At 41.1% G+C, this 21,991-nt stretch carries 21 protein-coding genes and 1 pseudogene; 11 read left to right on the forward strand and 11 right to left on the reverse strand.

Translation table 11 applies throughout. The features are described 5' to 3' along the window. The first annotated feature begins 134 nt into the window (after positions 1–134). Positions 135–4,019 carry an RHS repeat-associated core domain-containing protein gene (locus L3V43_RS21075; protein WP_237123944.1) on the forward strand — a complete coding sequence of 1,295 codons (3,885 nt, stop codon included), beginning with the start codon at positions 135–137 and terminating at the stop codon, positions 4,017–4,019. Then, entirely contained in the window at positions 4,020–4,445 is a 426-nt protein-coding gene (locus L3V43_RS21080; protein WP_237117363.1) for a hypothetical protein, read from the forward strand. Positions 4,446–4,594: 149 nt separating this feature from the next. On the opposite strand, the gene L3V43_RS21085 is transcribed toward L3V43_RS21080, so the two are convergent. Both L3V43_RS21085 and L3V43_RS21090 read right to left on the reverse strand, forming a co-directional pair. Further along, positions 4,595–4,861, reverse strand: coding sequence for a hypothetical protein (locus tag L3V43_RS21085; RefSeq protein ID WP_237117362.1), 267 nt, complete (start codon positions 4,859–4,861; stop codon positions 4,595–4,597). Positions 4,862–4,880: 19 nt separating this feature from the next. After that, the gene (locus L3V43_RS21090; RefSeq protein ID WP_235367921.1) at positions 4,881–5,198 is read right to left on the reverse strand and encodes a hypothetical protein; all 318 of its coding nucleotides are present in this window, start codon (positions 5,196–5,198) and stop codon (positions 4,881–4,883) included. 345 nt (positions 5,199–5,543) lie between these two features. On the opposite strand from L3V43_RS21090, the gene L3V43_RS21095 reads away from it, so the two are divergent. Then, a complete protein-coding gene (locus tag L3V43_RS21095) occupies positions 5,544–6,548 on the forward strand; it encodes an RHS repeat-associated core domain-containing protein (protein ID WP_237117361.1) in 1,005 nt (334 codons plus the stop codon). Beyond that, positions 6,545–7,093 (forward strand): hypothetical protein, encoded by a 549-nt coding sequence (locus L3V43_RS21100; protein WP_235367923.1) that lies wholly within the window; start codon positions 6,545–6,547, stop codon positions 7,091–7,093. The genes L3V43_RS21095 and L3V43_RS21100 overlap by 4 nt, the downstream gene beginning before the upstream one ends. Before the next feature lie 139 nt (positions 7,094–7,232). Here L3V43_RS21100 and L3V43_RS21105 read toward each other — a convergent pair whose 3' ends face one another. Beyond that, the gene (locus tag L3V43_RS21105) at positions 7,233–7,550 is read right to left on the reverse strand and encodes a hypothetical protein (protein WP_235367924.1); all 318 of its coding nucleotides are present in this window, start codon (positions 7,548–7,550) and stop codon (positions 7,233–7,235) included. Between the two features lie 576 nt (positions 7,551–8,126). Between L3V43_RS21105 and L3V43_RS21110 the strand changes: the two genes are divergently transcribed. Beyond that, the gene (locus L3V43_RS21110; RefSeq protein ID WP_174169451.1) at positions 8,127–8,831 is read left to right on the forward strand and encodes an HNH endonuclease signature motif containing protein; all 705 of its coding nucleotides are present in this window, start codon (positions 8,127–8,129) and stop codon (positions 8,829–8,831) included. Between the two features lie 748 nt (positions 8,832–9,579). Here the strand turns inward: L3V43_RS21110 and L3V43_RS21115 are convergent. Further along, on the reverse strand, positions 9,580–9,831 hold the full coding sequence (locus L3V43_RS21115; RefSeq protein WP_235368175.1) for a GNAT family N-acetyltransferase: 252 nt from the start codon (positions 9,829–9,831) through the stop codon (positions 9,580–9,582). A 104-nt stretch (positions 9,832–9,935) separates the two neighbouring features. Between L3V43_RS21115 and L3V43_RS21120 the strand changes: the two are divergent. Further along, positions 9,936–10,340 (forward strand): annotated as a pseudogene (locus tag L3V43_RS21120) (DDE-type integrase/transposase/recombinase); the annotation flags it as partial. Between the two features lie 120 nt (positions 10,341–10,460). Here the strand turns inward: L3V43_RS21120 and L3V43_RS21125 are convergent. The 4 genes from L3V43_RS21125 to L3V43_RS21140 all read right to left on the reverse strand — a co-directional run bounded on the left by L3V43_RS21125 (position 10,461) and on the right by L3V43_RS21140 (position 14,027). Further along, positions 10,461–11,396, reverse strand: a complete 936-nt coding sequence (locus tag L3V43_RS21125; RefSeq protein WP_211865033.1) for a fibrinogen-like YCDxxxxGGGW domain-containing protein — start codon at positions 11,394–11,396, stop codon at positions 10,461–10,463. Between the two features lie 303 nt (positions 11,397–11,699). Next, entirely contained in the window at positions 11,700–12,164 is a 465-nt protein-coding gene (locus L3V43_RS21130) for a GNAT family N-acetyltransferase (protein WP_237117360.1), read from the reverse strand. Positions 12,165–12,238: 74 nt separating this feature from the next. Continuing rightward, positions 12,239–12,775 carry a GNAT family protein gene (locus tag L3V43_RS21135; RefSeq protein WP_237117359.1) on the reverse strand — a complete coding sequence of 179 codons (537 nt, stop codon included), beginning with the start codon at positions 12,773–12,775 and terminating at the stop codon, positions 12,239–12,241. An 85-nt stretch (positions 12,776–12,860) separates the two neighbouring features. Continuing rightward, complete coding sequence (locus L3V43_RS21140; protein WP_029215701.1) at positions 12,861–14,027, reverse strand: MFS transporter; 1,167 nt, start codon at positions 14,025–14,027, stop codon at positions 12,861–12,863. A 101-nt stretch (positions 14,028–14,128) separates the two neighbouring features. Between L3V43_RS21140 and L3V43_RS21145 the strand changes: the two genes are divergently transcribed. From L3V43_RS21145 to L3V43_RS21155, 3 genes are all read left to right on the forward strand, one after another. After that, positions 14,129–15,016, forward strand: a complete 888-nt coding sequence (locus L3V43_RS21145; protein WP_174169455.1) for a LysR family transcriptional regulator — start codon at positions 14,129–14,131, stop codon at positions 15,014–15,016. Positions 15,017–15,184: 168 nt separating this feature from the next. Further along, positions 15,185–17,470 (forward strand): InlB B-repeat-containing protein, encoded by a 2,286-nt coding sequence (locus tag L3V43_RS21150; RefSeq protein WP_237117358.1) that lies wholly within the window; start codon positions 15,185–15,187, stop codon positions 17,468–17,470. A gap of 285 nt (positions 17,471–17,755) precedes the next feature. Further along, complete coding sequence (locus tag L3V43_RS21155; protein ID WP_102058470.1) at positions 17,756–18,430, forward strand: DUF4386 family protein; 675 nt, start codon at positions 17,756–17,758, stop codon at positions 18,428–18,430. 66 nt (positions 18,431–18,496) lie between these two features. Here the strand turns inward: L3V43_RS21155 and L3V43_RS21160 are convergent, their stop codons facing one another. From L3V43_RS21160 to L3V43_RS21170, 3 genes are read right to left on the reverse strand one after another with little or no spacing between them, the layout of a single operon-like run. Then, positions 18,497–18,901 carry a lysozyme inhibitor LprI family protein gene (locus L3V43_RS21160; RefSeq protein WP_237117357.1) on the reverse strand — a complete coding sequence of 135 codons (405 nt, stop codon included), beginning with the start codon at positions 18,899–18,901 and terminating at the stop codon, positions 18,497–18,499. A 17-nt stretch (positions 18,902–18,918) separates the two neighbouring features. Next, complete coding sequence (locus L3V43_RS21165) at positions 18,919–19,236, reverse strand: hypothetical protein (RefSeq protein ID WP_102058468.1); 318 nt, start codon at positions 19,234–19,236, stop codon at positions 18,919–18,921. Beyond that, a complete protein-coding gene (locus L3V43_RS21170; protein ID WP_237117356.1) occupies positions 19,229–20,686 on the reverse strand; it encodes a PLP-dependent aminotransferase family protein in 1,458 nt (485 codons plus the stop codon). The genes L3V43_RS21165 and L3V43_RS21170 overlap by 8 nt, the downstream gene beginning before the upstream one ends. A 96-nt stretch (positions 20,687–20,782) precedes the next feature. Between L3V43_RS21170 and L3V43_RS21175 the strand changes: the two genes are divergently transcribed. Next, positions 20,783–21,358, forward strand: coding sequence for a GNAT family protein (locus tag L3V43_RS21175; RefSeq protein ID WP_010603638.1), 576 nt, complete (start codon positions 20,783–20,785; stop codon positions 21,356–21,358). Then, positions 21,355–21,936 (forward strand): FMN-binding negative transcriptional regulator, encoded by a 582-nt coding sequence (locus L3V43_RS21180; protein WP_235368182.1) that lies wholly within the window; start codon positions 21,355–21,357, stop codon positions 21,934–21,936. Before L3V43_RS21175 ends, L3V43_RS21180 begins: the two co-directional genes overlap by 4 nt. Positions 21,937–21,991: the final 55 nt, after the last annotated feature.

Raw genomic sequence — 21,991 nt, forward strand, 5'->3', positions numbered from 1 at the left:
TTCAGCTTCCTTGATCATGCTGACAATTTGGGTTTCGGTGAACTTGCTTTTTCTCATCGTAAATTTTCCTATTTTAGTTAATGGAAAATTCTACTTATGAACTGTTTCATTTTTTGGGGGAGTTACACACACCCATGCAGCTTTATGGAAAAAATGTAACTTACTCCTTACCAGCTAATGCATACTTCTTGAATAAAGAAAACTGGGTAATCAGTTGTTCAAACGGTATTTATAGCGCTAAATCTCCGGATGGTACTACTTATACTTTTGGCCAAATTGCTTACTCTCGATTTGACAACATATATCAGGGACTTAGTGCAACTAAACCTGCTGGACGCTCAATGGTGACGTTACTTCTCTCCAAAGAGCAAGACGTGCACGGTAACTCGATATCTTATACCTACAGTGATGCAAAGTTAACCAAAATCCAAAGTAATGAAACCAATGGAGCAAGCATTCTCTTAACGTATAACGCTGATGGAATGGTTTCAAAAATCACCTCAAACGGACGAAGTTGGTTATACTCATACACCGATGGAGATTTAACTAAAGTCACTTTACCAGACTCTCGATATTGGAAATTTGCTCTTGCAGCTCTCATACCGGAACGCCCTCCCTCGAAATATGATCAAGTAATAGAAACTGGAACGGGAACAATACAACATCCTAACGGTACTATTGGTACCTTTAATGTAAGAGAAACTCTGCATGCCCGCTCAAATGTTCCTAAAGAAAAGAATATGAGTACCGGACGATATTTTTTAGATATAGATAGCAGTCATATGTCTCTTGTTAGAAAATCGATATCGGGCCCAGGTCTTCCTTCAATGATTTGGACTTACAACTATTCAGAAAACGGCGGTGGAAGAGTTGGTGAAAACGTTTCTGACAGTAAATATATTAAAATTACAAACCCTGAAGGGGTAGCAACCAAAATAACATATTCGCGACGTTTCGGATGGCGGGAAGGACTGATTTTAAGTGAAGAAGTGTATGATGGCGGTTTAGTTTCTAAAACTGAAAATACTTGGACCAAAGGTGGTGTAATAGGCAAATCGATAAATGGAATGACTTATTTATTAGAGGGGTATACCCATAAAACACAGAAAACCAAATCCGTATATAGTGAGTATCGAGTAGGTGGAACTGATACGTATACAACTAACTATAGTAACTTTACAAAGTACGGCTCTCCAAAAACGGTAACTGAAACAGGAAATGTTGGCAGCAGAACTCAAACCCTAAGTTACTATAGCAATAGTTCAAAGTGGTTATTGGATATTTTGGCGAATAGAACCATTGGTAATGATTTGTCGATAACCCGCACTCATAATGCTAATGGCCAGCTAATAAGTGAAACCAAAAATGGTGTGAGTAAAACCTTTGGATATACCGGTGCGTTATTGACGTCGGTCAAAGATGCTAGAGGATATACAACAACTTATAGCAATTACTATAGAGGCATTCCTAGAGCTATAACCTACCCAATCGGTTCTATGAAAGCCACAGTGAATTACTTTGGTAAGCTCTCTAGCTTTACCAATCAAAACGGTGACTCTTTTCGTTATACTTATGACACTAATAATCGCGTAACCTTTATTAATTTGCCTACTGGCGATGACATCAGTTATACCTATGGAACGAATAGTGTTACTAAAATACAAGGCAACTACAAACAAGTAGATAAGTTGGATGGACTTAATCGTAGCTATTTGACATCTTACCAAGATACTCACCTGAATATAACACGATATCAAAATAGAGCATTTAATAGTGATAACAAACTAAAGTTTGAATCTATTATGTCCTTGCAGAGCACTGAGCCACGTCGTGTATCACTTGAATACGATGCTATTGGTCGGCTTACGACATTAACCTCTCCAATCTCCAGCAGCATATATAAATACTTAAGCAACAATATAACAAAAATTACAGACGGTCGAGGGGCAAGCACAACTAACCATTATGCAGGTTACGGTAGTGCTGACGATGGATATGTCTATCAGATTAATACCCCTTCATCCAGTGGGACAATTATCACTTCATTTAGTAAAAATAGTGTTGGTAAGTTGCTTTCAGTAACACAAGGAGGGTATAGCATTTTATATGGTTACCATCCGACTTATAAAGATTACATCACTTCAGAAGTATATCCAGCATTCGGTCATTACTACGGAAGAGATGCTTTAGGTAATATCACCAGTTCACGGACAGACGGCAGCGGCACAACGTATTATACCTATGATGCACTTAATCGTAGAACATTAGCTAATTACCCTGGCTCGACAAAAGATATTAGCTATTCCTATAAACCAACGGGTGAATTACTCAGAGCTGTAAATGGGGTTGGAGATGTCTCGTATCGCTATGACAAACTTGGGCGAGTCATCGCGCGCTCAACGTTAGTGGATGGCACCGACTATGATTTTACTTATGCATACTCTGGAAATGGTGGCTTAAGCAACATAACGTACCCAGACAATTCAGTCGTTTATTACGCACCAAACGCATTTAAAGAACCAACAAAGGCTTCAAATTACGTAACGGATGTTTTGTATGAACCTACAGGAGCTCTAAAGAGCTTCAGCTATGGAAATGGTCTGAAATATGTGCTCAATACAGACAGCAGTAAAATGCGAGTGGCAAGTATATGGGGCAAAAATGGTTCAAACTTCTTGATAAAGAAATCATACTCCTATGACGCACAGAGCAATATTACATCTATAACAGATGGAATTAATAGTTCCCACAGTATCAGTAACATCCTATATGATAATGCAGAGCGGATACTGAGTGCCTATTCCTCAGCTTGGGGGGGCTCACGCAAGTTTGGGTATGATAAAACTGGCAATATCACTAGTAAAACTGTTAATGGTATTACTAATATTTATAACTACGATACTAACAACCAACTTTCCAGTATTTCAGGTACCTATTACAACTTTAGTTACGATGTATACGGCAATGTTACTACTAATGGTAAACATAGTTTCGACTTTAATGACGCAGGGCAGATGCTTTCATCATCATATGGTAATGACTCTAGTAGTTATGAATATGATGCTTTGGGACGTAGAGTAAAGGTTACAACTAATGGTGTTACAAGTATCGAAATAAATGGCGACAACGAGAGCTTGCTTTGGTTACTTGAAGGTGATGGCCTTCCTGTAAAAAAAGTGTACCTTGGCACTAAATTGGTAGCCAGTGAAAAGAATAGTGTAGCCAGATATATGCACTTTGATATCTTAGGATCAGTAATTGGTACGTCTGATGCTAGGAGAGCTTTTTCGTCTGAAGAATATACGCCGTTTGGGGAGAAGGTTAAAAATACAACAGATCCTCAGAATGATCAGTGGTTTACCGGCAAAAGATTTGATACAAAAACTGGATTGAGCTATATGCAGGCACGATACTATGATCCAGTCATTGGTCGTTTCTATTCGAATGATCCATTGGATGCGATGGGACATTTAAGTAAAGGTGATATCCATGGATTTAACCGCTATGCATATGCGAACAATAATCCGTATAAATATACTGACCCTGATGGGTTAGATGCCTATCTAGTTAGTCGCCCTTTAAGCTTTACTAGTAAAGCTAATCACAACTTTATTGTTTACAACGCTACTTCTATTGGAGATCCCAATGCAACGGTACGCTCTTTCGGTGACGTAGGAAATGATACTATGGGAGAAGTTACAGCAAATACAGAAGGCTTTTCAGAGGGAACGTTGCAGTCTGATACCGCTGCATGGCAAGGTCTAAGTAGTGAAGGTTCAACTGTGACATATAGAAAAATAGACGCTAGTGATGCAAAAGTTGCAGGTATAGCGGACTCCGTGAAAGGAGGCCAAGAATATAGTGCGGTGCCAGAATTACAAGGTGGAGTAAATAGTAATTCAGCAGCAGGAGCTATAGCGCATAAGGCTGACGGTGGCTCTCCAAGTGTTAATAATGGAGTTCGACAACCGGGAGCTAGCAAACACGATAAAGTAGAGTTCAAAGAGGAAAACCGCTAAATGACCACGAAGGGAATAGTGATTACGCTAATTGCTTTGCTTTTAGCCTATCCCGCCTATCTTTGGGCGACATACATAAATAACACTGTTAAGTCAGGGTCGGCTTATGGTTTCACTATTGGTGATACAAAAAAGGAAACATATCAGAAGCTTAATACGTCTTTAACGGAAGTTGCTGGAAAAGGAGAAACAGTTTTTATCGAGATAAAATCTAATGCTCAATTGGAATCTTTTTTGGCAACTAAAAGCGATTTTAACGTAATGGTTAAGCCACTTTTTCATGATGTAGGTTTCCCTATGTTTGAAGGTGAAAATGTGTGGAATTTTTATGTAGGTGCATCATATTTCAACACTCTTAAACTTGAGTTTTGTGATGAGCAACTTTGTAAAATACATCGTCATAGAAAGTATTTTGAGCTTCCTTGATACACATTTGAATCCAAAGCCTCGCACTAGCGGGGCTTTGTTTTTTCTGGGGTAGCTTGCTTGGATTTTGTTTTCAAGATGCAGCGGCTCAATGAAAAAATCCGTTTGGTGCCGATGCCAAATTGGGATAGCTGGCTGGAAAAAATTACTCAGTCTGGATCAATATGATTCAAAAAATCGTCACCATCAACAAGGTCACCTTCATCTAGATCTTGAAATCGCTTTTTGACCAGCGCGAGCTTTTCAATTTCATCAACATCACAGTCAATGTGATCTTCGCATCGAAAGATAATTTTCTTTCTAATTGCATTGGGACGTTCTGGCGAAGGAGCAACTATCTCAGTCCTGATATCGACATGTTTTTTGTGACAAGCTGAGCATTCGGCATTATGAAAATCAATTGTTCGGGTTGTCATGATAATATCCTGCTTGATTTTAATGAAATACACCGTTTGGTGCCAAATTCAATTGGGTGATCTGCTCAGGGCTGAAGCCGTGCCGAAGTAGTTCGAAGTCTTTTAATTGCACTTGAGATTTTTGGCCTTCGCCAATCAATTTATAGCAACTGCCACTCGCTGTAATGATTAACCTTTTGTTTGGAAAAATCTTTTCAACCTTTGAAGTACTGATATAGCTGCCCGGTGAAAATCGGTAGGTCTCATCTTCTTCGCAAGTGCCCCAAAGGATTTTGCCGATCAATTCCTCATCGTCAAAAACAGAAACGATGTACCAATCTTTAACCGTTGTACTCATGACCTAACCCTCATAAGAATTTAAGATGATCATAGAAAAATTTCAGTTAAAAACATACTGAAAGCATGGATCTAATCCACAACTGCAAATCGCTAACCAAATCGCTGACACCCACCACTAATTTGCCTATTCCTCAGCTTGGGGGGGCTCTCACGCAAGTTTGGGTATGATAAAACTGGCAATATCACTAGTAAAACTGTTAATGGTATTACTAATATTTATAACTACGATACTAACAACCAACTTTCCAGTATTTCAGGTACCTATTACAACTTTAGTTACGATGTATACGGCAATGTTACTACTAATGGTAAACATAGTTTCGACTTTAATGACGCAGGGCAGATGCTTTCATCATCATATGGTAATGACTCTAGTAGTTATGAATATGATGCTTTGGGACGTAGAGTAAAGGTTACAACTAATGGTGTTACAAGTATCGAAATAAATGGCGACAACGAGAGCTTGCTTTGGTTACTTGAAGGTGATGGCCTTCCTGTAAAAAAAGTGTACCTTGGCACTAAATTGGTAGCCAGTGAAAAGAATAGTGTAGCCAGATATATGCACTTTGATATCTTAGGATCAGTAATTGGTACGTCTGATGCTAGGAGAGCTTTTTCGTCTGAAGAATATACGCCGTTTGGGGAGAAGGTTAAAAATACAACAGATCCTCAGAATGATCAGTGGTTTACCGGCAAAAGATTTGATACAAAAACTGGATTGAGCTATATGCAGGCACGATACTATGATCCAGTCATAGGTCGTTTTTATTCTAATGACCCTATCGGTTTCCGCGATGTTCATAGCTTTAATAGATATGCTTATGCTGCCAATAATCCGTATAAATATACAGATCCTACTGGGATGTGTCCGGCAGAAAGCAGTAGCCGAGATTGTGTTGAAATTGGCCCCGTGAAGGGTGGTGGGGATGCAAAAGGTACACCTGAAAGTGATCAGATTGCAGTTGATAATGCTGAAAGTCACAGAGTTTTAACTGGTACTGTTGAAAAAGCATCGGTAATTAATCAAGATGGAAGTTTGTCGCAAGATGGTGTAACTCCAAAAGAGTTTGGCGCTGAATTTACAAAGGACTCATTAAAGGATGCGCAGGCTGTTATTCATGGTCATCCTGAGACAAAATCTCAAGACGGGTTAAATAGCGTTGGAGATGCTACGTTCACATTGTCGCAAGAATTGCCAAACTATGTTGTTCAAGGTGATCGAATTGGTGTTACCGAAATCGAAAATGGAACACTCCAATTAAGAATGGTGAAAGGCCGATTAGGAAGAAAAGAAGTTAAGCGACTTAAAAAGTCGTTCAAGAAACAATTAAGGAAGCATAACAAATGATCTTCTATACAAAGTTAATTATAGTTGCGTGGTTAATGACATGTATAACTATAGCTTCGGCTTCTGAACGATTAGTTATTATTGCATCACCGATGTCAATTGAAACTACCGATATTGACTATACGGGCTTAATAAAGCCAAATGCAATTACAGTCGATTTTGGTTCGGCATTGAAATTGAAGTATGAAATTGACGAAGTTATTTTTGGCAGCTTTAAAGCTAAAGAAGTCACATTTTATGACTTTGAAAGAGCCGGAGGTTTTCCGAGTTATGTAACCGAAGGGCTATTGTACTTATTTTTGGTTAAAGAAAACGGCAGGTACATATTATCTAATGTTGGTACATTAGTGGACTCTAATGATGACCTACTAATATGTGGGAATATGCTAAACCCTTATGCTGAAGATGGTTCTATCATTGCTCCCAAATACAAAAAATCTAATGTCTGCGATAATTCAGTTGAGCTTGAAAATTTAAGACTGTATTTTTCTAAGTTTGATTTTGATAGTCATAGTTATAAAAAAGCTACTATGCTGAAAAAATAGTAGTTTGAGAACTCATATTTTTCTTAATTCAAGGCAGTAAATAGGGGACAGGCCCCAATTAATTTCTAAACATCTCTTGATTTGAATCCAAAGCCTCGCCCTCATGGAGCGGGGCTTTGTTTTTTCTAGCTCTTGTGGCTCAATGAAAAAATCCGTTTGGTGCCAAATTCAATTGGGTGATCTGCTCAGGACTGAAACCGTGGCGAAGGAGTTCGAAGTCTTTTAGCTGTACTTGTGCAACATCACCACTGCCGATCACATGATAGAAACTGCCACTCGCTGTAATGATTAATCTTTCGTTAGGAAAAATCTTTTCAACCTTTGAAGTACTGATATAGCTGCCCGGTGAAAATCTGTAAGTCTCATCTTCTTCGCAAGTGCCCCAAAGGATTTTGCCGATCAATTCCTCATCATCAAAAACAGAAACGATGTACCAATCTTTAACCGTTGTATTCATGACCCAACTCCCTTAAGAATTTACGATGATCATAGAAAAATTTCAGTTAAAAACATACTGAAAGCATGGATCTAATCCGCAACTGCAAATCGCTAACCAAATCGCTGACACCCACCACTAATTTGCCTATTCCTCAGCTTGGGGGGCTCACGCAAGTTTGGGTATGACAAAACTGGCAATATCACTAGCAAAACTGTTAATGGTATTACCAATATTTATTAGAACTGCAAATCGAATGAACGTTTTTGACCAAAGTGATGGACGTGTTTCCATACTTTTTTACTTCACTTCCTCGGCTTTGATGCTAATAGTGATGGATGTCACTTATTTTCGCATTCCTCAGCTTAGACGTTAATAGTGATGGGCGTCACTTATTTTTTTATTTTCCTTTTGTGCAATTTGCACGAAAGGAAAACTAATAAGGCGTTTAAGATTGGCTCCCAATGCTCCGCATTTTTGGATTGATTCAGCTGAAGTATTTACGGCACAATGGCTTAGGCTCGGCGGCATGCGCGGTTAACCACTTAATGCTGCGTTATGTTTCTTTGTAAATATCCATTGCGAATAGGACTAAGCATGTTCAAACAAGGTCAAGAATATAGCCGTAAAGAAATTAGTTCTTTAATCGGTGGCCAAATACAAGGCTACATGGGAACTCGGAACAAAAAAGTTATTGGTGTTTACCTTGAGTTGAATTCGAACCCAAATGCACCAAGAGAAATTTTATGTGGCACTGGAATAGATATCGCTAAACATGGGCTTTGGCTGTCTCAACAGGATGAGCCAGTGCCGATATTCGTAAAGAGAAAGGCAAATGAATGGGTATACCAAGGACTTTTCTCAGTAGAATCGACGATTGTAGACGGATCAACTCTAGAAAAGATCCGAAAGCAAGCAGGGCGAAAGTATCAACTTAGTAGGGCAATATACCTTAGCGAGGTAAGCGAGCAATTAGAATTTGAACAACAAGTAACGTGGTCTAGAGCATTAACTCGAGCTCAGAGAGTTGAGCGTTTATCAAAAGCGGAAGCTACACCAAAAGCAATTCAGGTTAAAACAACTGTCTATATTCGCAATCCAGATGTTGTCGCAGAAGCATTGATTCGTGCTGACGGAATCTGCGAAAACTGCAACAAGCCTGCACCATTCATCAGAAAATCAGATAACACGCCTTATTTAGAGGTTCACCATGTTCTACCCCTAGCACAAGGTGGAGACGACACAATCGAAAATGTTCTGGCCCTGTGTCCAAATTGTCATCGAGAGGAACATTTCGGCTAAAACCTACAAACTATTTAAGAGTGATTCGCAACGTGTGGCATTTTTACTATGCGTTGTGATTGGTATTTAAAAGTGGTATGTGACGGCTTCAGTATTGCGCTGCTCATACCTTCCTTCGCAAGGTGTCAGTTATACGTTGAGAATTAGTGCCAATGGAAAAGTCAAAAGTAAAATTTGAAGCCCTTTTTGAGACTACGATTCTCACTATGTTTATTGCGTTAGCTGGCTCTAGTTTTTTAAATTACTAAATCCATTTGTTACAAAATTAGTGGCTTTGGTTCTTGTTTTAGCTATGCTTGCAGTGGTGCTTATTTACGGGGCAATTTATAAATAGGCGTATTTTTCAAGTGTTGATTTAAATGCCATAAAGCGCTTTTATTTAGCCCACCAACTGTTGTTTGTAGTAATTACTTTATTAACTTTATTTGGTCAAGTAAGGCACTTGTATACATAAAAAACTGTTAAAAAATGGGAAAATTCAGTTGCAGGTTTGCTCGGGCACCACCGAATATCGGCTGTTTAAAATGGTGCTAATTTGCTCAGAATGCTTGAGTCACTCTGTCTGAATGACACTTTCACACTGGAACCGATCAGGTTTGATTAAGCCCCAGCTTTCAAATCTAACAGTTCTGGTTAATATTATTCACTTTAAGCTAATCGCTTCATTATTTTATAAGAAACTATCGCCTTGGTGCTTGCGTTAATGCCTCAAAGCCTTATACCTGAGCTTATAATCTAGCTTGTTTAACTAAACTAATGTTTTACTCATCACCACGACATCAACGCCTCGGTAATTGACGTTTTCGAGCGGTTGCCAGCCGAGTTTTCGATAGAGTCCACCTTCTGGATGCTCTGTTTGTAAATATAACGTGGTAACACCAAATATTGAGGCTAATCGCTCTGCTTCTTTGACTAAGCGTGACGCTAGTTTATTTCCACGATAGGGCTTATCCACATAAACGCCACCAATCCAGTGCTCTTTATCTGTGTAGATACTCATTTCATGAAATTTAAGCTATTGCAAATCGCTGACACCCACCACTAATTTGCCTATTCCTCAGCTTTGACGTTAATAGTGATGGATGTCACTTATTTTTTATTTTAGTCGGTTGGGCGATGTCAGAAAAGCCAAATACTGCATTAACTATCAAAGCATTAGATAGAGCATATGAACAAAGAGGCAAGCCTAGGGGAGTTATGTTCCATTCAGACCAAGGCAGTCAGTACAGCTCAATCAAATTTAGGCAAAGACTATGGCGATATCAAATAACACAAAGTATGAGCCGCAGAGGAAATTGTTGGGACAATGCCCCGATGGAGCGTTTATTTAGAAGTCTCAAAACGGAATGGCTTCCAAGTACAGGCTACAGTTCATTTAAAGAAGCTGAACAAGACGTTAGCTTTTACTTGATGAACTATTACAACTGGAGAAGGCCTCATAGTCATAACGATATGCAAGCTCCAGCAGTAGCAGAAGAAAAACTTAATTCACTGTCCGGAACTAGTTGACCACTACACAGAGCGTCCATACATGTCACTTATTTTTTGGGAACGGCTTAAACATATGCTAATATCTGAAGGTGAAAGTGCGGGCAATCTTCACTGCCCACACTTAAAACTGGGAATAGCTTATCTTACGTAAATTTGAATATTTTCCGGTGAATAGAACATGTTACCGCTCGTTGCCGTACCATATTTACCACTGCGTTCTGTAGGTTTAAAATCGAGATTGTAAATAGTAACGGTTGTGAAATAAGTTCCGTTATTTGGATTGCTTAGGTAGGTATAGTCAGAACCTGTATAAGTGCAACCTGGTTCCGAGTGAAAAACAGGCGTGTTTGCCAGATCGTCTACCAGCACCTGGCAATTTGCAGTATCCAACTGGGCAAAATCAAACATTACATAATTGTCGTTGTTTCCATCCGTAATCATGATCTGCGTGGCATTCGATTTTAGTGCTTGCCACACAGCCACATCAATATAGTGGTTTTTTTGAGTTATCGGATCTGTCAGTTCCTGGGTGCGAGTGTGTGATGCTCCACCATTCTTCTCACGGGTGTTAACTAGAGTCCATCCACCTTGAGCAACTTCCATATTGCAATAAACGGCTACAGAAGTTGGGATACCATTTTGAGTAAGCTCAACAGTGTAAATCCCTGATTGCGCCGCTGGATCTTTTATTTTTACTTCGTCACAAGACTGATCAGCAACGCCAGTTGTCGATTGCAACATTAGCTGGAAGTCGCCAGATTCAAGGTTATTGTTATACCAGGTCCCCTGATATAACCCATTAGACATGAACCTGCCAAGATAGTGCTTCTTGATATTACCGTCTGTTGTGGTGAACTCGATCATATTGTCATTGTGAAGATAATGACCCTTTGTCACACTGTTATCAGATTTGAGCACAAAGTCATCTTGTACTCTCAGTAGTTCAGAGCTAGACATTGTATATCCGGCGTCAAGCTGTCCATCGAGAAATGTATCTTCCTTTAGGTCGATATATTGAGGTGTGGCGTAGCTGTATGAGCTGATCAAGGAAAGAAGTAGCAGGTGTTTTTTCATAATAATTCCTTATTTTATTTCTGTTATGTCGCAAAAAGAACTGGCTAACACAGACACCCACCATAAATTTGCATCTATGTTATGGTGGGTGTCTGCTATCTGCACACCATCTTTATCACTAAAACCAACGTTTAGTAAAAATGCTACGTATGCGAATCACTACTAAATTGAATCGCCCCGAGTTCATCGGAGACTAGTTTGTTTAAGTCAGGCTACTTTATCTGACTCTCTTAAATTATCATAGAAATCTGTACGGCTAACACCGACACCCACCATAATTTGCATCTATGCTACAGTATAAAGCTAAAGCAAAGCTTTGCTCATCACCACGACATCAACACCTCGGTAATTGACGTTTTCGAGCGGTTGCCAGCCGAGTTTTCGATAGAGTCCACCTTCTGGATGCTCTGTTTGTAAATATAACGTGGTAACACCAAATATTGAGGCTAATCGCTCTGCTTCTTTGACTAAGCGTGACGCTAGTTTATTTCCACGATAGGGCTTATCCACATAAACGCCACCAATCCAGTGCTCTTTATCTGTGTAGATACTCATTTCATGAAATTTAAGCTGCACGACTCCTGCGATTGTGTTGCCATCCAGCGCGACGATTACACAAGGAATACTAGAGTCGTTAAGGTAGTCTAAAAGCTTTTGCTCGAACCGCTCTACAGAGGCCTTTTCAACAATGCTTCCCCACTCATCAAAATACCACTTGGCAATGATTGGGATGAATGCTTTGTGATGCGCTAAAAGTTTAAATTCCATTTTAATCCCTCAAATAAAAACAGTACCTACGCAGGTCTACTCGTAGCGCTTAAATTAACCGTAATTCGTTCCTATTACAAGGTCAAATAGCGGGGTCTCGTTAATTGATAGATATAGATATCGTGCTTTTCATCGCCTATATCCAAAAAGGCTTTTAAACGACATTTGCGTTTCATCCCTAACTTCAGCATCAACCGCTGCGACTGTTGATTGCCAACAGCGCACATTGCCTGAATGGTATCGACAGAACACTGTTGAAAAGCCGCCTTTATTAGCGCCGCAGCAGCCTCATAGCCGTAGCCACAACCAATTTCATCCTCCGCTAATCGAAATCCAATTTCACCAACCTTTTTCTCTTCGTCGACATATTTAAAAACTAGCTCGCCAATCAGTTTTCTTTTTTGTTTGCTCACTATAGCCAAGATCAAGCGCTCGTTTTGTTCTCCCTTCCAAGGCTGGCATGCTTGAACTAGCCGCTCTTTTGCCGACTCGAACGTGGCAGGCGCACCAATATATTTTGACGTATTTGGATTTTTCCGATGGCTATAAACTGCATCAAGGTCGTCCATTGTCATACGTCTCATGGACAAACGTTCGGTTTCAAACTGCATTGGTATTTTTCCTCACTCGCAGACCACACATAATCACCAGTCTCATAAATAAACGCCCCGTAATAGCAAGCAGCCCTGCATTTTATTACTCTTTACAAACCGGCATAAAAACAGTGCATAAATGCCGCCAGGTTAAAAACAGTAACAATGCACAGCCAAAAACGAGTACCGCAAGAGACTCTACACCACTCAGTAACCACTTATTGACTACCCATGCCACGCAAGAAAAAAATAGCAGCTCAACCGCCCCTACCAGCGCATTCGCTGTTCCTGCCTTTTCTGGATGTAAAACCCCAATGAGATGCATATAACTTGGAAAATACGCGCCAAATACAAACATAATCGCAGCATAAGCGAGCAGAACAGCAAGCGCACTACCACTTGCAAATAGCAGCAATAACACGCTGACAACTAATGCAGGCCAAGTCCAAATTACAATATCTAAATAGGAGCGCTTACGTTGCAATACCTTAGTTAATATTGACCCTATGAGTAAGCCAAACATGGGGATCATCATCGCCTGACCTATTGCTTTGGATTCCAAGCCAAACTGCCTTGCCAGTAAAAACGGCAGATACAACTGAATGGTAAGATACAAAAAAGTAGGTAACCATTTGAGCGACGCGAGGGAAATAAATGATCGGTTTAGCAATAGACTTTGATATTCATAAAAGAGCGCGTTTGGCCGTAACGACAAAGTAGTTTTACTGCTCTGCTGCATAATTCTATAGCCATACACCAAAATCAAAACATAGTATGCGAATGCAAACCATGACATCCCCTGCCACCCTACCCAGCCAGATAACACCCCAGCCAAGAATGGACTACAAATAGCAGTCACACTCACCGACATTGCCAGTGTCGCCATCGCGCTTTTAAGTTCTGCACCTGATAATCTTGCAGCAAGAAGCGTTCTGCCAATTAACACCGGCGATGCAGCACCAATGCCTTGCAACACTCGACCGATAAAAAATACCTCGGCGCTAGATGCTATTGAGCAAAAAACCGTACCTAACAGTAAAATACCCAGCCCACTAAAAAATAAAGGCCTATCGCCAAACTTATCTCGTAGCGGCCCAACCAGCAGTTGCGCAGCTCCTAGTGTAGTGAAATAGCTAATTACTGCTGCTTGTCCTTGACTAGGCGTAAGCTGTAAGGAATCCGTGATAGTAGGTAAAACAGGGATGTAGATTTGGCTTGCGATCTGAGAGCAAGACATCAGCAAAACAGCTAAAAACACCACTTGAAACACGTCAGCTCCTCTTAACTTAATAGAGGGTAATTTTACCGAGCTTTTAATATCCAAAAAACAAGGTAATAATAAAAACACTTATTCCCATCAGGAAAAAATTAATGGATTGGTTAACCGGAGTACGGAGCTTTAGCAAAGTTGTAGAGTTTGGCAGTTTTACCCGGGCCGCAGATGAAGAAGGTGTTTCAGCGTCTGCAGTGAGCAAACGAATTGACTGGCTAGAACAACAACTAGGCTTAACGCTATTTATTCGCACTACTCGCCAAGTCAATCTCACTGAGGCTGGGGAGCACTTTTTGCCGAAAGCTTCAATATGGCTTGCGCAGTTTGAATGTTTAACTGATCACGGACAAACGCTGAATCAAGCGCCATCAGGTAGCTTGAAAATCGCATCAACTCTCGCGGTAGGCAGCACCATCTTGATGCCAAATATCGCCTCATTTTTAGCTAAATATCCCAAGCTAAAAATTCATCTTAATGTCATCGCCCCTGGCGCACACCCAGATCTTAATCACGATTTAGTGATCACACGCTACTATGAAGCGTTTGACTCAGCCTCTCACAAAGGCAGCCGGCTCATTGACTACCAAATGCAAATCTTTGGTGCTCCTCACTATCTCAAACAGCATAACCCTATCGAATCTCTGGATGATCTCCGCCAACATAAAATGTTGTTAAGCAGTTACTACCATAAGCTAGGTGGGATTATTCTTGAAAATGGAGACACCTTCCAATTTGACAATTACAACTTCGTCTCTGATCAGTTAGACGCAATGCTGACTGCGGCCGTGCAAGGTTTGGGGCTGGTGTTTATTTCTCCTAGCTATGTGAAAAGAGAGCTTGACCAAGGTTTGCTCACACCTGTTTTACCTGAAGTGAAATCAGAAACAAAACAATTGTGGGCGTATTATCCGAAGGCAAACTACACCCCCTATAAAACTCAACTTTTTATTGATCACCTTAAAAAGCACCTTAAAGCAACAGAGTAGAGAAGAATGACTTTCACATTTGTTCACAATTCAAGTACAAAAAATTCTCTAAAGATTTAGAGCCACATGCTAATTTAGGATATTTACTCAACTTTGTAGTACTAAACCGTGCTAACAGAGTATTTCGCTAAAAATAGAGCCACATACTATAACTTTAAAGGACTAACAATGAGTTTTAATCTCTTCACGAAAACCACACTGGCAACACTAGTCTCTGGGCTAGCTGCAATGAATGCACAAGCAAGCCAACCGCTCAGTTTAGATACCATCACCGATCCACAAATAGGTTGTGATACAAAAATTGAATTACTGATGGCAAATGCTGCCAGTGGCGTAAGTGACAATTTATTGCCCGCTGAGACTATGTTAGAAGTGCTCAATACCCATTGCCAGCAACACCAACAAACTACAAATGAAACTGAACGAACCCCACCTGAGCTAAGAGCAATCCACTTGACCTCAAACTCAGTTAATGTCAACGACGGTGACAAAACCGTAGATATTACCTTGAGATTTTACGATGAAAGCGGTGTAAAATCCGTACGTGTTTATTTATCACCACCAACAGGCTTTAGTTGGGGTGGCAACAAATCAGCAGTAGCTTCTAATTGGCAGAAAACCGATGAGATTGGTGTGTATGAAAGTAAAGTCAGTTTTACTTTCACTGATGCCGACATCAATGGTAAATGGTTTTTAACCTTAGGCCACGTAACTGACGTAAATAACGCGGTTCGTTTTTGGCTTCGCGAGAGTGAAATTGAAGCCGCCGGCTTTAACCCATACATCGTCGTCTCAAATGATAAGGTCTCTGAAGGAGTTAATCCTGAGATCAAATCTATTGTGATTTCAGGCACTGAAGTTGATGTAAATACAGGCGATAAGACGGTTAACGTAACCGTAGAAGCTTACGACCAGTCGACTATGTCTAAAGGCGTAATTAGGGTTTCACCACCTAGCCAGTATAAATCACTTGCTATAAAACAGGCTGAGTCATCTGATTGGCAAGAAACAGATGTCGAAGGAATTTATCGTTCGAATTATTCTTTCACCTTTACTGATAAAGACCTACCTGGTGAGTGGTTTGTTGCCACAGCTATGCTCACTGACAGCAACGGAAATATGGGAGTTTACAACCGAGGACACTTTAATACACTAGGCTTACCTTCTGTCATCACTGTAAAAAATGAAACGGAACTAGATCTAGTACCACCCAGAATCAACCATATCGCTTTTTCATCTAATCAACTGGCATCAGCGAATGGTGAGCAAAACATAACGTTAACAGTCACAGCGTCGGATCTATCGGGGATGGCCAAAGGTTATTATGCTCTCAGAGCACCAGAAGGTTCTGACGCGGAAGATAAGCTTTTCACTATAGAGCAATGGCAACAAGGCAATAGTCAAAATGAGTTTGTTGGTACTAAAGGTTTGAGTTTCAGCAACGATGACTTGCAACAAGGTCAAGGTGTTTGGCAATTAGACGCTAGTACTCAAATAGACTCTGCGGGAATATATAGCCAAGGTGCTAAAGCGCGAGAGTTAACAACGTTAGGCGCTACGCCTTATATCTTTGTTGATGAAGAACAGATCAATAAAATTTCTGTTCGGGATATAACGGGAGCCAAGCAGGTAAAAATGGGGTCTAGCATCCCAGTTACGTTAGAAATAACTGAAAACACACTACCCAGTTTACCTAGTCAATTTCATCTTTACCTAGATTCTGAAGCCGCATTAAAGCTTGATTTCGAGTCAGTAGATAACGAATATACTACTAGCTGTGAAGCGTTAAGTAACCGTCACATATGTAGTTTTAGCAATGGCGCTGACATTAAATCAGTTCAAGTCTCGTTTAATGTAACGCCCAGCGAAGTAGGCGTATTTACGCCAACCGTCCGCTTCTCGTCAGAATTCCCTGAATTAGACTACACAGACAACAAAACCGCGTTTCAAGTAACAAGCTACGAACCAAAACTGTTTAATGTCGTGTTTAAGAATTGGGACGGTGGCGTGCTTGCTACTCAAACTATTGAAGAAAGTACTTCCGCGAATGCTCCTCAAGTTCCGCCCAGAGAAGGTTTCACATTCTCTGGATGGAATGGAGATTTTAGCAAAGTGGAGCAAGACCTTATCATTACTGCACAATTTGAAATTAATATGTATCAAGTTAAGTTCGTAGATTGGAATGGTACAGTCATCAAGGCCGTGGAAATCTCTCATGGGCAAGCAGCAACACCGCCTCTAGAGCCAAAACGAAATGGCTACGCATTTACTGGGTGGGATACGACTTTTGACAACGTCACCAGTGAACTAGTTGTTAAAGCGCAGTATAAAGCGAGTTCTAATCCAACGACTACCGATAAGGAAGATAAAGGTAGTTCCGGTGGTGCGTTCGGCTTTTTACTAGCGATGCTAAGCACGCTGTTGGCTTTTGTTAGACGCAGAACACCTGCATAACCTGCAAACCTCATTTCAACAGCATAGCGACGCTTCGCTATGCTGTTTACCTTCACCAGATTGCATGAGAACCCATGTCTGGCATCTCAATGGCTCCACCTGCAGCCTGTACTGTGATTATGATGCGAAATAGTAATGCGGATAGCATTGTTCATATTCAATATTATTCCTAAAACACCCACATCGATAAACTATTGTTACAAATAATCCCCCCTGTTTTGGCGCTGACTCTCCATATGTTGCTAAACTGAGCACAACAATAATAATCAAGTTTTTGGAGTAGCCATGTCATTACAAAAATGGGGAGGAGTCGCTGCACTCACAGAAGCGGCAACTTATTTGTTTGGCTTTGTATTATTTTTTGGAGTATTGGACTCCAGTGGACATAATACCCCAGCGCTTTACCTAGATTTTTTCATCCAAAATCGCGACACCTTTTTCCTCGGCTATATTGTCATTGGGATTATTTTCAGCTTCACGCTTATCGTGTTGGTACAAGCCATGCAGCAGCGCTTGAGTAAAGCCTCTCCTGAGCTGATGAAATTTGCTAGCATAGTGGGTTATATATGGGCCGCAATTGTACTTGCAAGTACCATGGTTTTTTTAACCAGCATTGCAGCAATTGCAAAATTTTATGAGATCGATCCAGCGCTTGCACTAACGGTTAATCGCACCATCTCGATAGTGGTAGATGCGCTTGGCGGTGGTATCGAGTTGGTCGGTGCAATATGGGTACTAACGGTTAGCTATGTTGGCATTAAACATAACGTTTTTAGTCCACTGTTGCATTATTGGGGGTTGTTGGTCAGTATTGCAGGAATCCTTACATTGTTTTCTGGTCTTTCTTCTTTCTCAGCAAACCCATTTTTTGACGTGACCACTGCTATCTTCGGGTTGGGGCAAATCCTATGGTTTATCGTATTAGGTGTGATGTTATTGAGAGATGAAACACCAGCATAGGCGCATAACCACAGCTGGATAATATCTCCAAGGGGCAATTGCAAAATTATTGCCAGAATCACGCGTTTACTCTGGTTCTGGTAATACTGGTGGAGTGCTATCCATATAAGTTAAAAAGTTAGCCCAAAGTGTATGAGTTCTGGTTTTTACTAATTCCTTACGACATTCGAGTGCCATCACGCCACGAATAGTGCCTTCTCGCCATTGGGTATATACCGCGCCGCAGTGGGCATCGAGATAGCTTTGCCACGCCAACTGCGAGGCTTTAATCGCTTCTACCAGTTGCTCATCAAAGGCATTATGCTCAAGGCTTTTTTGGTAGTAACGTTCAAGTATTTCAGTTCTCGCGTTAAGCTCGCTCATTACACACTCGTTGATGTCTAACGTTGAGATAGGATTTTCACACACATCTCCTCCCGCCAACGTGATTTGGCTATGTAATAAAAACAATGCAGCCGCTATCAATCTCATGATATTTCCTTTTGTATTTAACCTTTAATGAGTTTCAACATATTACCGATGGAATCGAGGTTAATTCCACCCATCAGCTCTGGATTATTCAACGCATAGAGGTAATCTTCTATCAAGGTGCAATCAATCTCGTCACGCAGTTCAACAAACCCAGCCCAATTTTCGAGGTCATCTTCGTCAATTTCACCGCTGAGATATTTTGCTAATACCACGCTTAACATCGCCTTGCTGATAGCGAGCGATACTGCACTGTTATCGCTCAATAATATATTTAACGCCTGCGCTTTGTGTGGACCGAATGTAACGAATTCGACCAGTGCTTGTTGCTTATTCATGATTTTTCTCCAGCTCTGCGATCAAAGCAAATAACTCACTCAGCCCAGCTTGCTGTTGCTCGATTTCTTGCGCCGCAAAGCCTAAGCGAATATGACTTAAACTACTAGCCTTATCGAGAGTAAATTCAGGCTCACATTGTACGTAAATCCCTTTTTCAAGTGCTTTTTCAGATAATCTCGAGACGTCGCGTTTGCTGTTTACCCAATACGCCATTCCGCCTTGTGGCACTTCAAAGTCAATATCTAACTTGGCTTTAAGCTCGCTTAGGTGCTGCCCCATCACGTGATGGCGTACTTGATAGGCTTTGGTCATGCGGCGTAAATGGCGCTCAAACCCGCCCTCTTCCATCCAGTAAGCCACAGCCAACTGGGTAAGGGCATCATTTTTGTGATTAAGTAGCTGCTTACGTGCCACCAATTGCGCGAGCACATCGGCCCGCGCACTCATATAACCCACACGAGCACCGGCAAACATGATTTTTGAGAAGGTAGAAATATAAATCACAATACCACTTGGGTCACTTGCCGCCATTGGCTGTAACGGCGGGCAGAGATAATGAAACTCATGGTCGTAATCGTCTTCAATAATAAACACGCCATACTGCTGGCACAGCTGATAAATCGCCATGCGCCTCGGTACAGATAAAGTCACTGTCGTGGGGTATTGATGTAGAGGAGTTAAATACAACAGCTTCACCTTGTTTTGTTCAAGGCAGCGCGCCAAAGCCTCCACTTTAATGCCTTCTGCATCTTGTGCTAATGCAAAAACTTCAGCGCCTGCATTGGTAAAGGCGTGTCGCGCAGGTGGATAACCAAGCATTTCGATGGCAACACCATCACCTGGATTAATAAATGCATTTGCCACCAATGAGAGCGCTTCTTGGGAGCCATTACAAATCAGTAAATCATCACATACCAGTCCCCTCGCTCTGCGCAAATACGCCTGAATTTGGGATTTCAGTAACTCGCACCCCGCAATGTCTGAATAGTGAAAATGACTGACATTGGTTTTGCGGCACGCCTTTACCAAAAACCGCTTAAACTCATCATAGGGAAAAGCATGAAGATCCGGTAAGCCCCCTGCAAAACTATAGCGGTAGGCCGTACGCTTAGTGCTGCTTACTGGGGTCAGTATTTTAGCAAATTGCGGTACGATTTGTGGTGTAGCAGGCACTTTTGTGTCTATCTGTTGGCTACTGAAAATAGGTAGTTCAGTATTGACTCGATAGCCGCTGCGCTCTTTAACCACCAGCCAGCCTTCAGCTACCAAGTTTTGTAGCGCATTCATCACCGTGTGCCGATTCATACCATGTAACTCAGCCAGCTTTCGGGCAGAAGGAAGTTTGTCACCGGGTGTGAGCTTACCTTCAGTAATGGTACGGCGTAAAACATCTGCTAAGCGTTTATGTTTAGCATCTTGAGACTGTGTTTTTGGGCTAATAGAAATCAAGTCTGGTCTAATTAAATTATTAAATCTGGTTGTTTTATATCAACCAAAATCAGCGCAATATGCAAGCATTAAAAACACAGAATGAATGGAAAATTGATGCTTTCAAAACAAACGCTAGAATCCAATCGCGTTAAGCTCACTCCGCTTGAAGCCGCGCATTTACCTGAGTTATTGGCTCGAGGCAAAAAAACTGAGATCTGGAAATGGGTATTTAATAATTATTGTCGCGATCAAAAAACCATAGAGCAATGGTTTTACGGCTCTGCGCAGTTTGACGAAAGCGAACAACTTGTTGTTGCAATCATAGATAAAGACTCAGGTAAACTGGCTGGTAATAGCCGCTTGTTTAGACTTGATAAACTCAACCTAAGTGCCGAAATCGGCCATACTTTTATTGGTACTGAATTTCAACGCACGCATGTTAATACCCACGCCAAATACCTGTTGCTCAAATATGCCTTTGAAGCGATTGGACTGGTGCGTGTGCAATTTCAAACGCATGAATGTAATCATAAGTCTCGTAATGCCATCGCTCGACTCGGTGCCCATTTTGAAGGCTTGTCGTTAAAAGATAGACGCCTGCCCGACGGAAGTTACCGTAATACAGCACGATTTGCCATCACTGACGAGATGTGGCCTGAAGTGAAAGCGAGGTTGGAGGAAAAGTTATGAGCTACCCAAGAAACTACTACATTGAAAGCAACCCAAACATACTCAGCTCTGTGATCACAAAACACCCGCTGGCCACGCTGACGGTGATCCAGGAAGGCAAGATAAAGACGGTTTTTGTACCGCTAACATTAAGTGATGACCATGCTTATTTGCTCGGACACGCTACAAAAGACAACCCGATTTTTCACACAGGTGGTGTTATTCAAGCAGTTTTCCACTGTGAAGATCATTACCTCTCACCCACGGTTATCCCTGCCATTAAGCTCCCCACGTGGTTGTACGCAAATGTGATCGTTGAAGGTGAGCTCGCACTTATTGCTACTGACGATGAAAAATACGCGTCAATGCAAGCGCAAATAACGCATTTTGAGCAGTTTTCAAATAGTGATTGGCAGCTTGATAGCGTGCCTGCTAATCAACGCCAATCGCTGTTTAACGCCATTAACTTTTTCAAGATTAAAATCAATACGATGCATGGCGCTTTTAAGTTAAGCCAAAACCAGTCGAGTGACATTCGCGAAAAAATCAGAACACATTTAACGTCATCCAAAACAATGTTAGCAAGTTATGTGTGTTAATTACTAAACTCATACTGCATTCATGGTTGAAGTGCTTGAATCTTAAAGACCAGCA

It is taken from the genome of Pseudoalteromonas sp. L23 (assembly GCF_021728455.1).
Taxonomy (GTDB): Bacteria; Pseudomonadota; Gammaproteobacteria; order Enterobacterales; family Alteromonadaceae; genus Pseudoalteromonas.

Coding starts and splice junctions, on each gene's coding strand:
- L3V43_RS21135 (WP_237117359.1), bottom strand. CDS start 12,775: ATGCAGTTTGAAACCGAACGTTTGTCCATGAGACGTATGACAATGGAC.
- L3V43_RS21160 (WP_237117357.1), bottom strand. CDS start 18,901: ATGAGATTGATAGCGGCTGCATTGTTTTTATTACATAGCCAAATCACG.
- L3V43_RS21175 (WP_010603638.1), top strand. CDS start 20,783: ATGCTTTCAAAACAAACGCTAGAATCCAATCGCGTTAAGCTCACTCCG.
- L3V43_RS21165 (WP_102058468.1), bottom strand. CDS start 19,236: ATGAATAAGCAACAAGCACTGGTCGAATTCGTTACATTCGGTCCACAC.
- L3V43_RS21080 (WP_237117363.1), top strand. CDS start 4,020: ATGACCACGAAGGGAATAGTGATTACGCTAATTGCTTTGCTTTTAGCC.
- L3V43_RS21110 (WP_174169451.1), top strand. CDS start 8,127: ATGTTCAAACAAGGTCAAGAATATAGCCGTAAAGAAATTAGTTCTTTA.
- L3V43_RS21150 (WP_237117358.1), top strand. CDS start 15,185: ATGAGTTTTAATCTCTTCACGAAAACCACACTGGCAACACTAGTCTCT.
- L3V43_RS21180 (WP_235368182.1), top strand. CDS start 21,355: ATGAGCTACCCAAGAAACTACTACATTGAAAGCAACCCAAACATACTC.
- L3V43_RS21090 (WP_235367921.1), bottom strand. CDS start 5,198: ATGAGTACAACGGTTAAAGATTGGTACATCGTTTCTGTTTTTGACGAT.
- L3V43_RS21145 (WP_174169455.1), top strand. CDS start 14,129: ATGGATTGGTTAACCGGAGTACGGAGCTTTAGCAAAGTTGTAGAGTTT.
- L3V43_RS21095 (WP_237117361.1), top strand. CDS start 5,544: ATGCTTTCATCATCATATGGTAATGACTCTAGTAGTTATGAATATGAT.
- L3V43_RS21125 (WP_211865033.1), bottom strand. CDS start 11,396: ATGAAAAAACACCTGCTACTTCTTTCCTTGATCAGCTCATACAGCTAC.
- L3V43_RS21085 (WP_237117362.1), bottom strand. CDS start 4,861: ATGACAACCCGAACAATTGATTTTCATAATGCCGAATGCTCAGCTTGT.
- L3V43_RS21100 (WP_235367923.1), top strand. CDS start 6,545: ATGATCTTCTATACAAAGTTAATTATAGTTGCGTGGTTAATGACATGT.
- L3V43_RS21155 (WP_102058470.1), top strand. CDS start 17,756: ATGTCATTACAAAAATGGGGAGGAGTCGCTGCACTCACAGAAGCGGCA.
- L3V43_RS21130 (WP_237117360.1), bottom strand. CDS start 12,164: ATGGAATTTAAACTTTTAGCGCATCACAAAGCATTCATCCCAATCATT.
- L3V43_RS21075 (WP_237123944.1), top strand. CDS start 135: ATGCAGCTTTATGGAAAAAATGTAACTTACTCCTTACCAGCTAATGCA.
- L3V43_RS21115 (WP_235368175.1), bottom strand. CDS start 9,831: ATGAGTATCTACACAGATAAAGAGCACTGGATTGGTGGCGTTTATGTG.
- L3V43_RS21105 (WP_235367924.1), bottom strand. CDS start 7,550: ATGAATACAACGGTTAAAGATTGGTACATCGTTTCTGTTTTTGATGAT.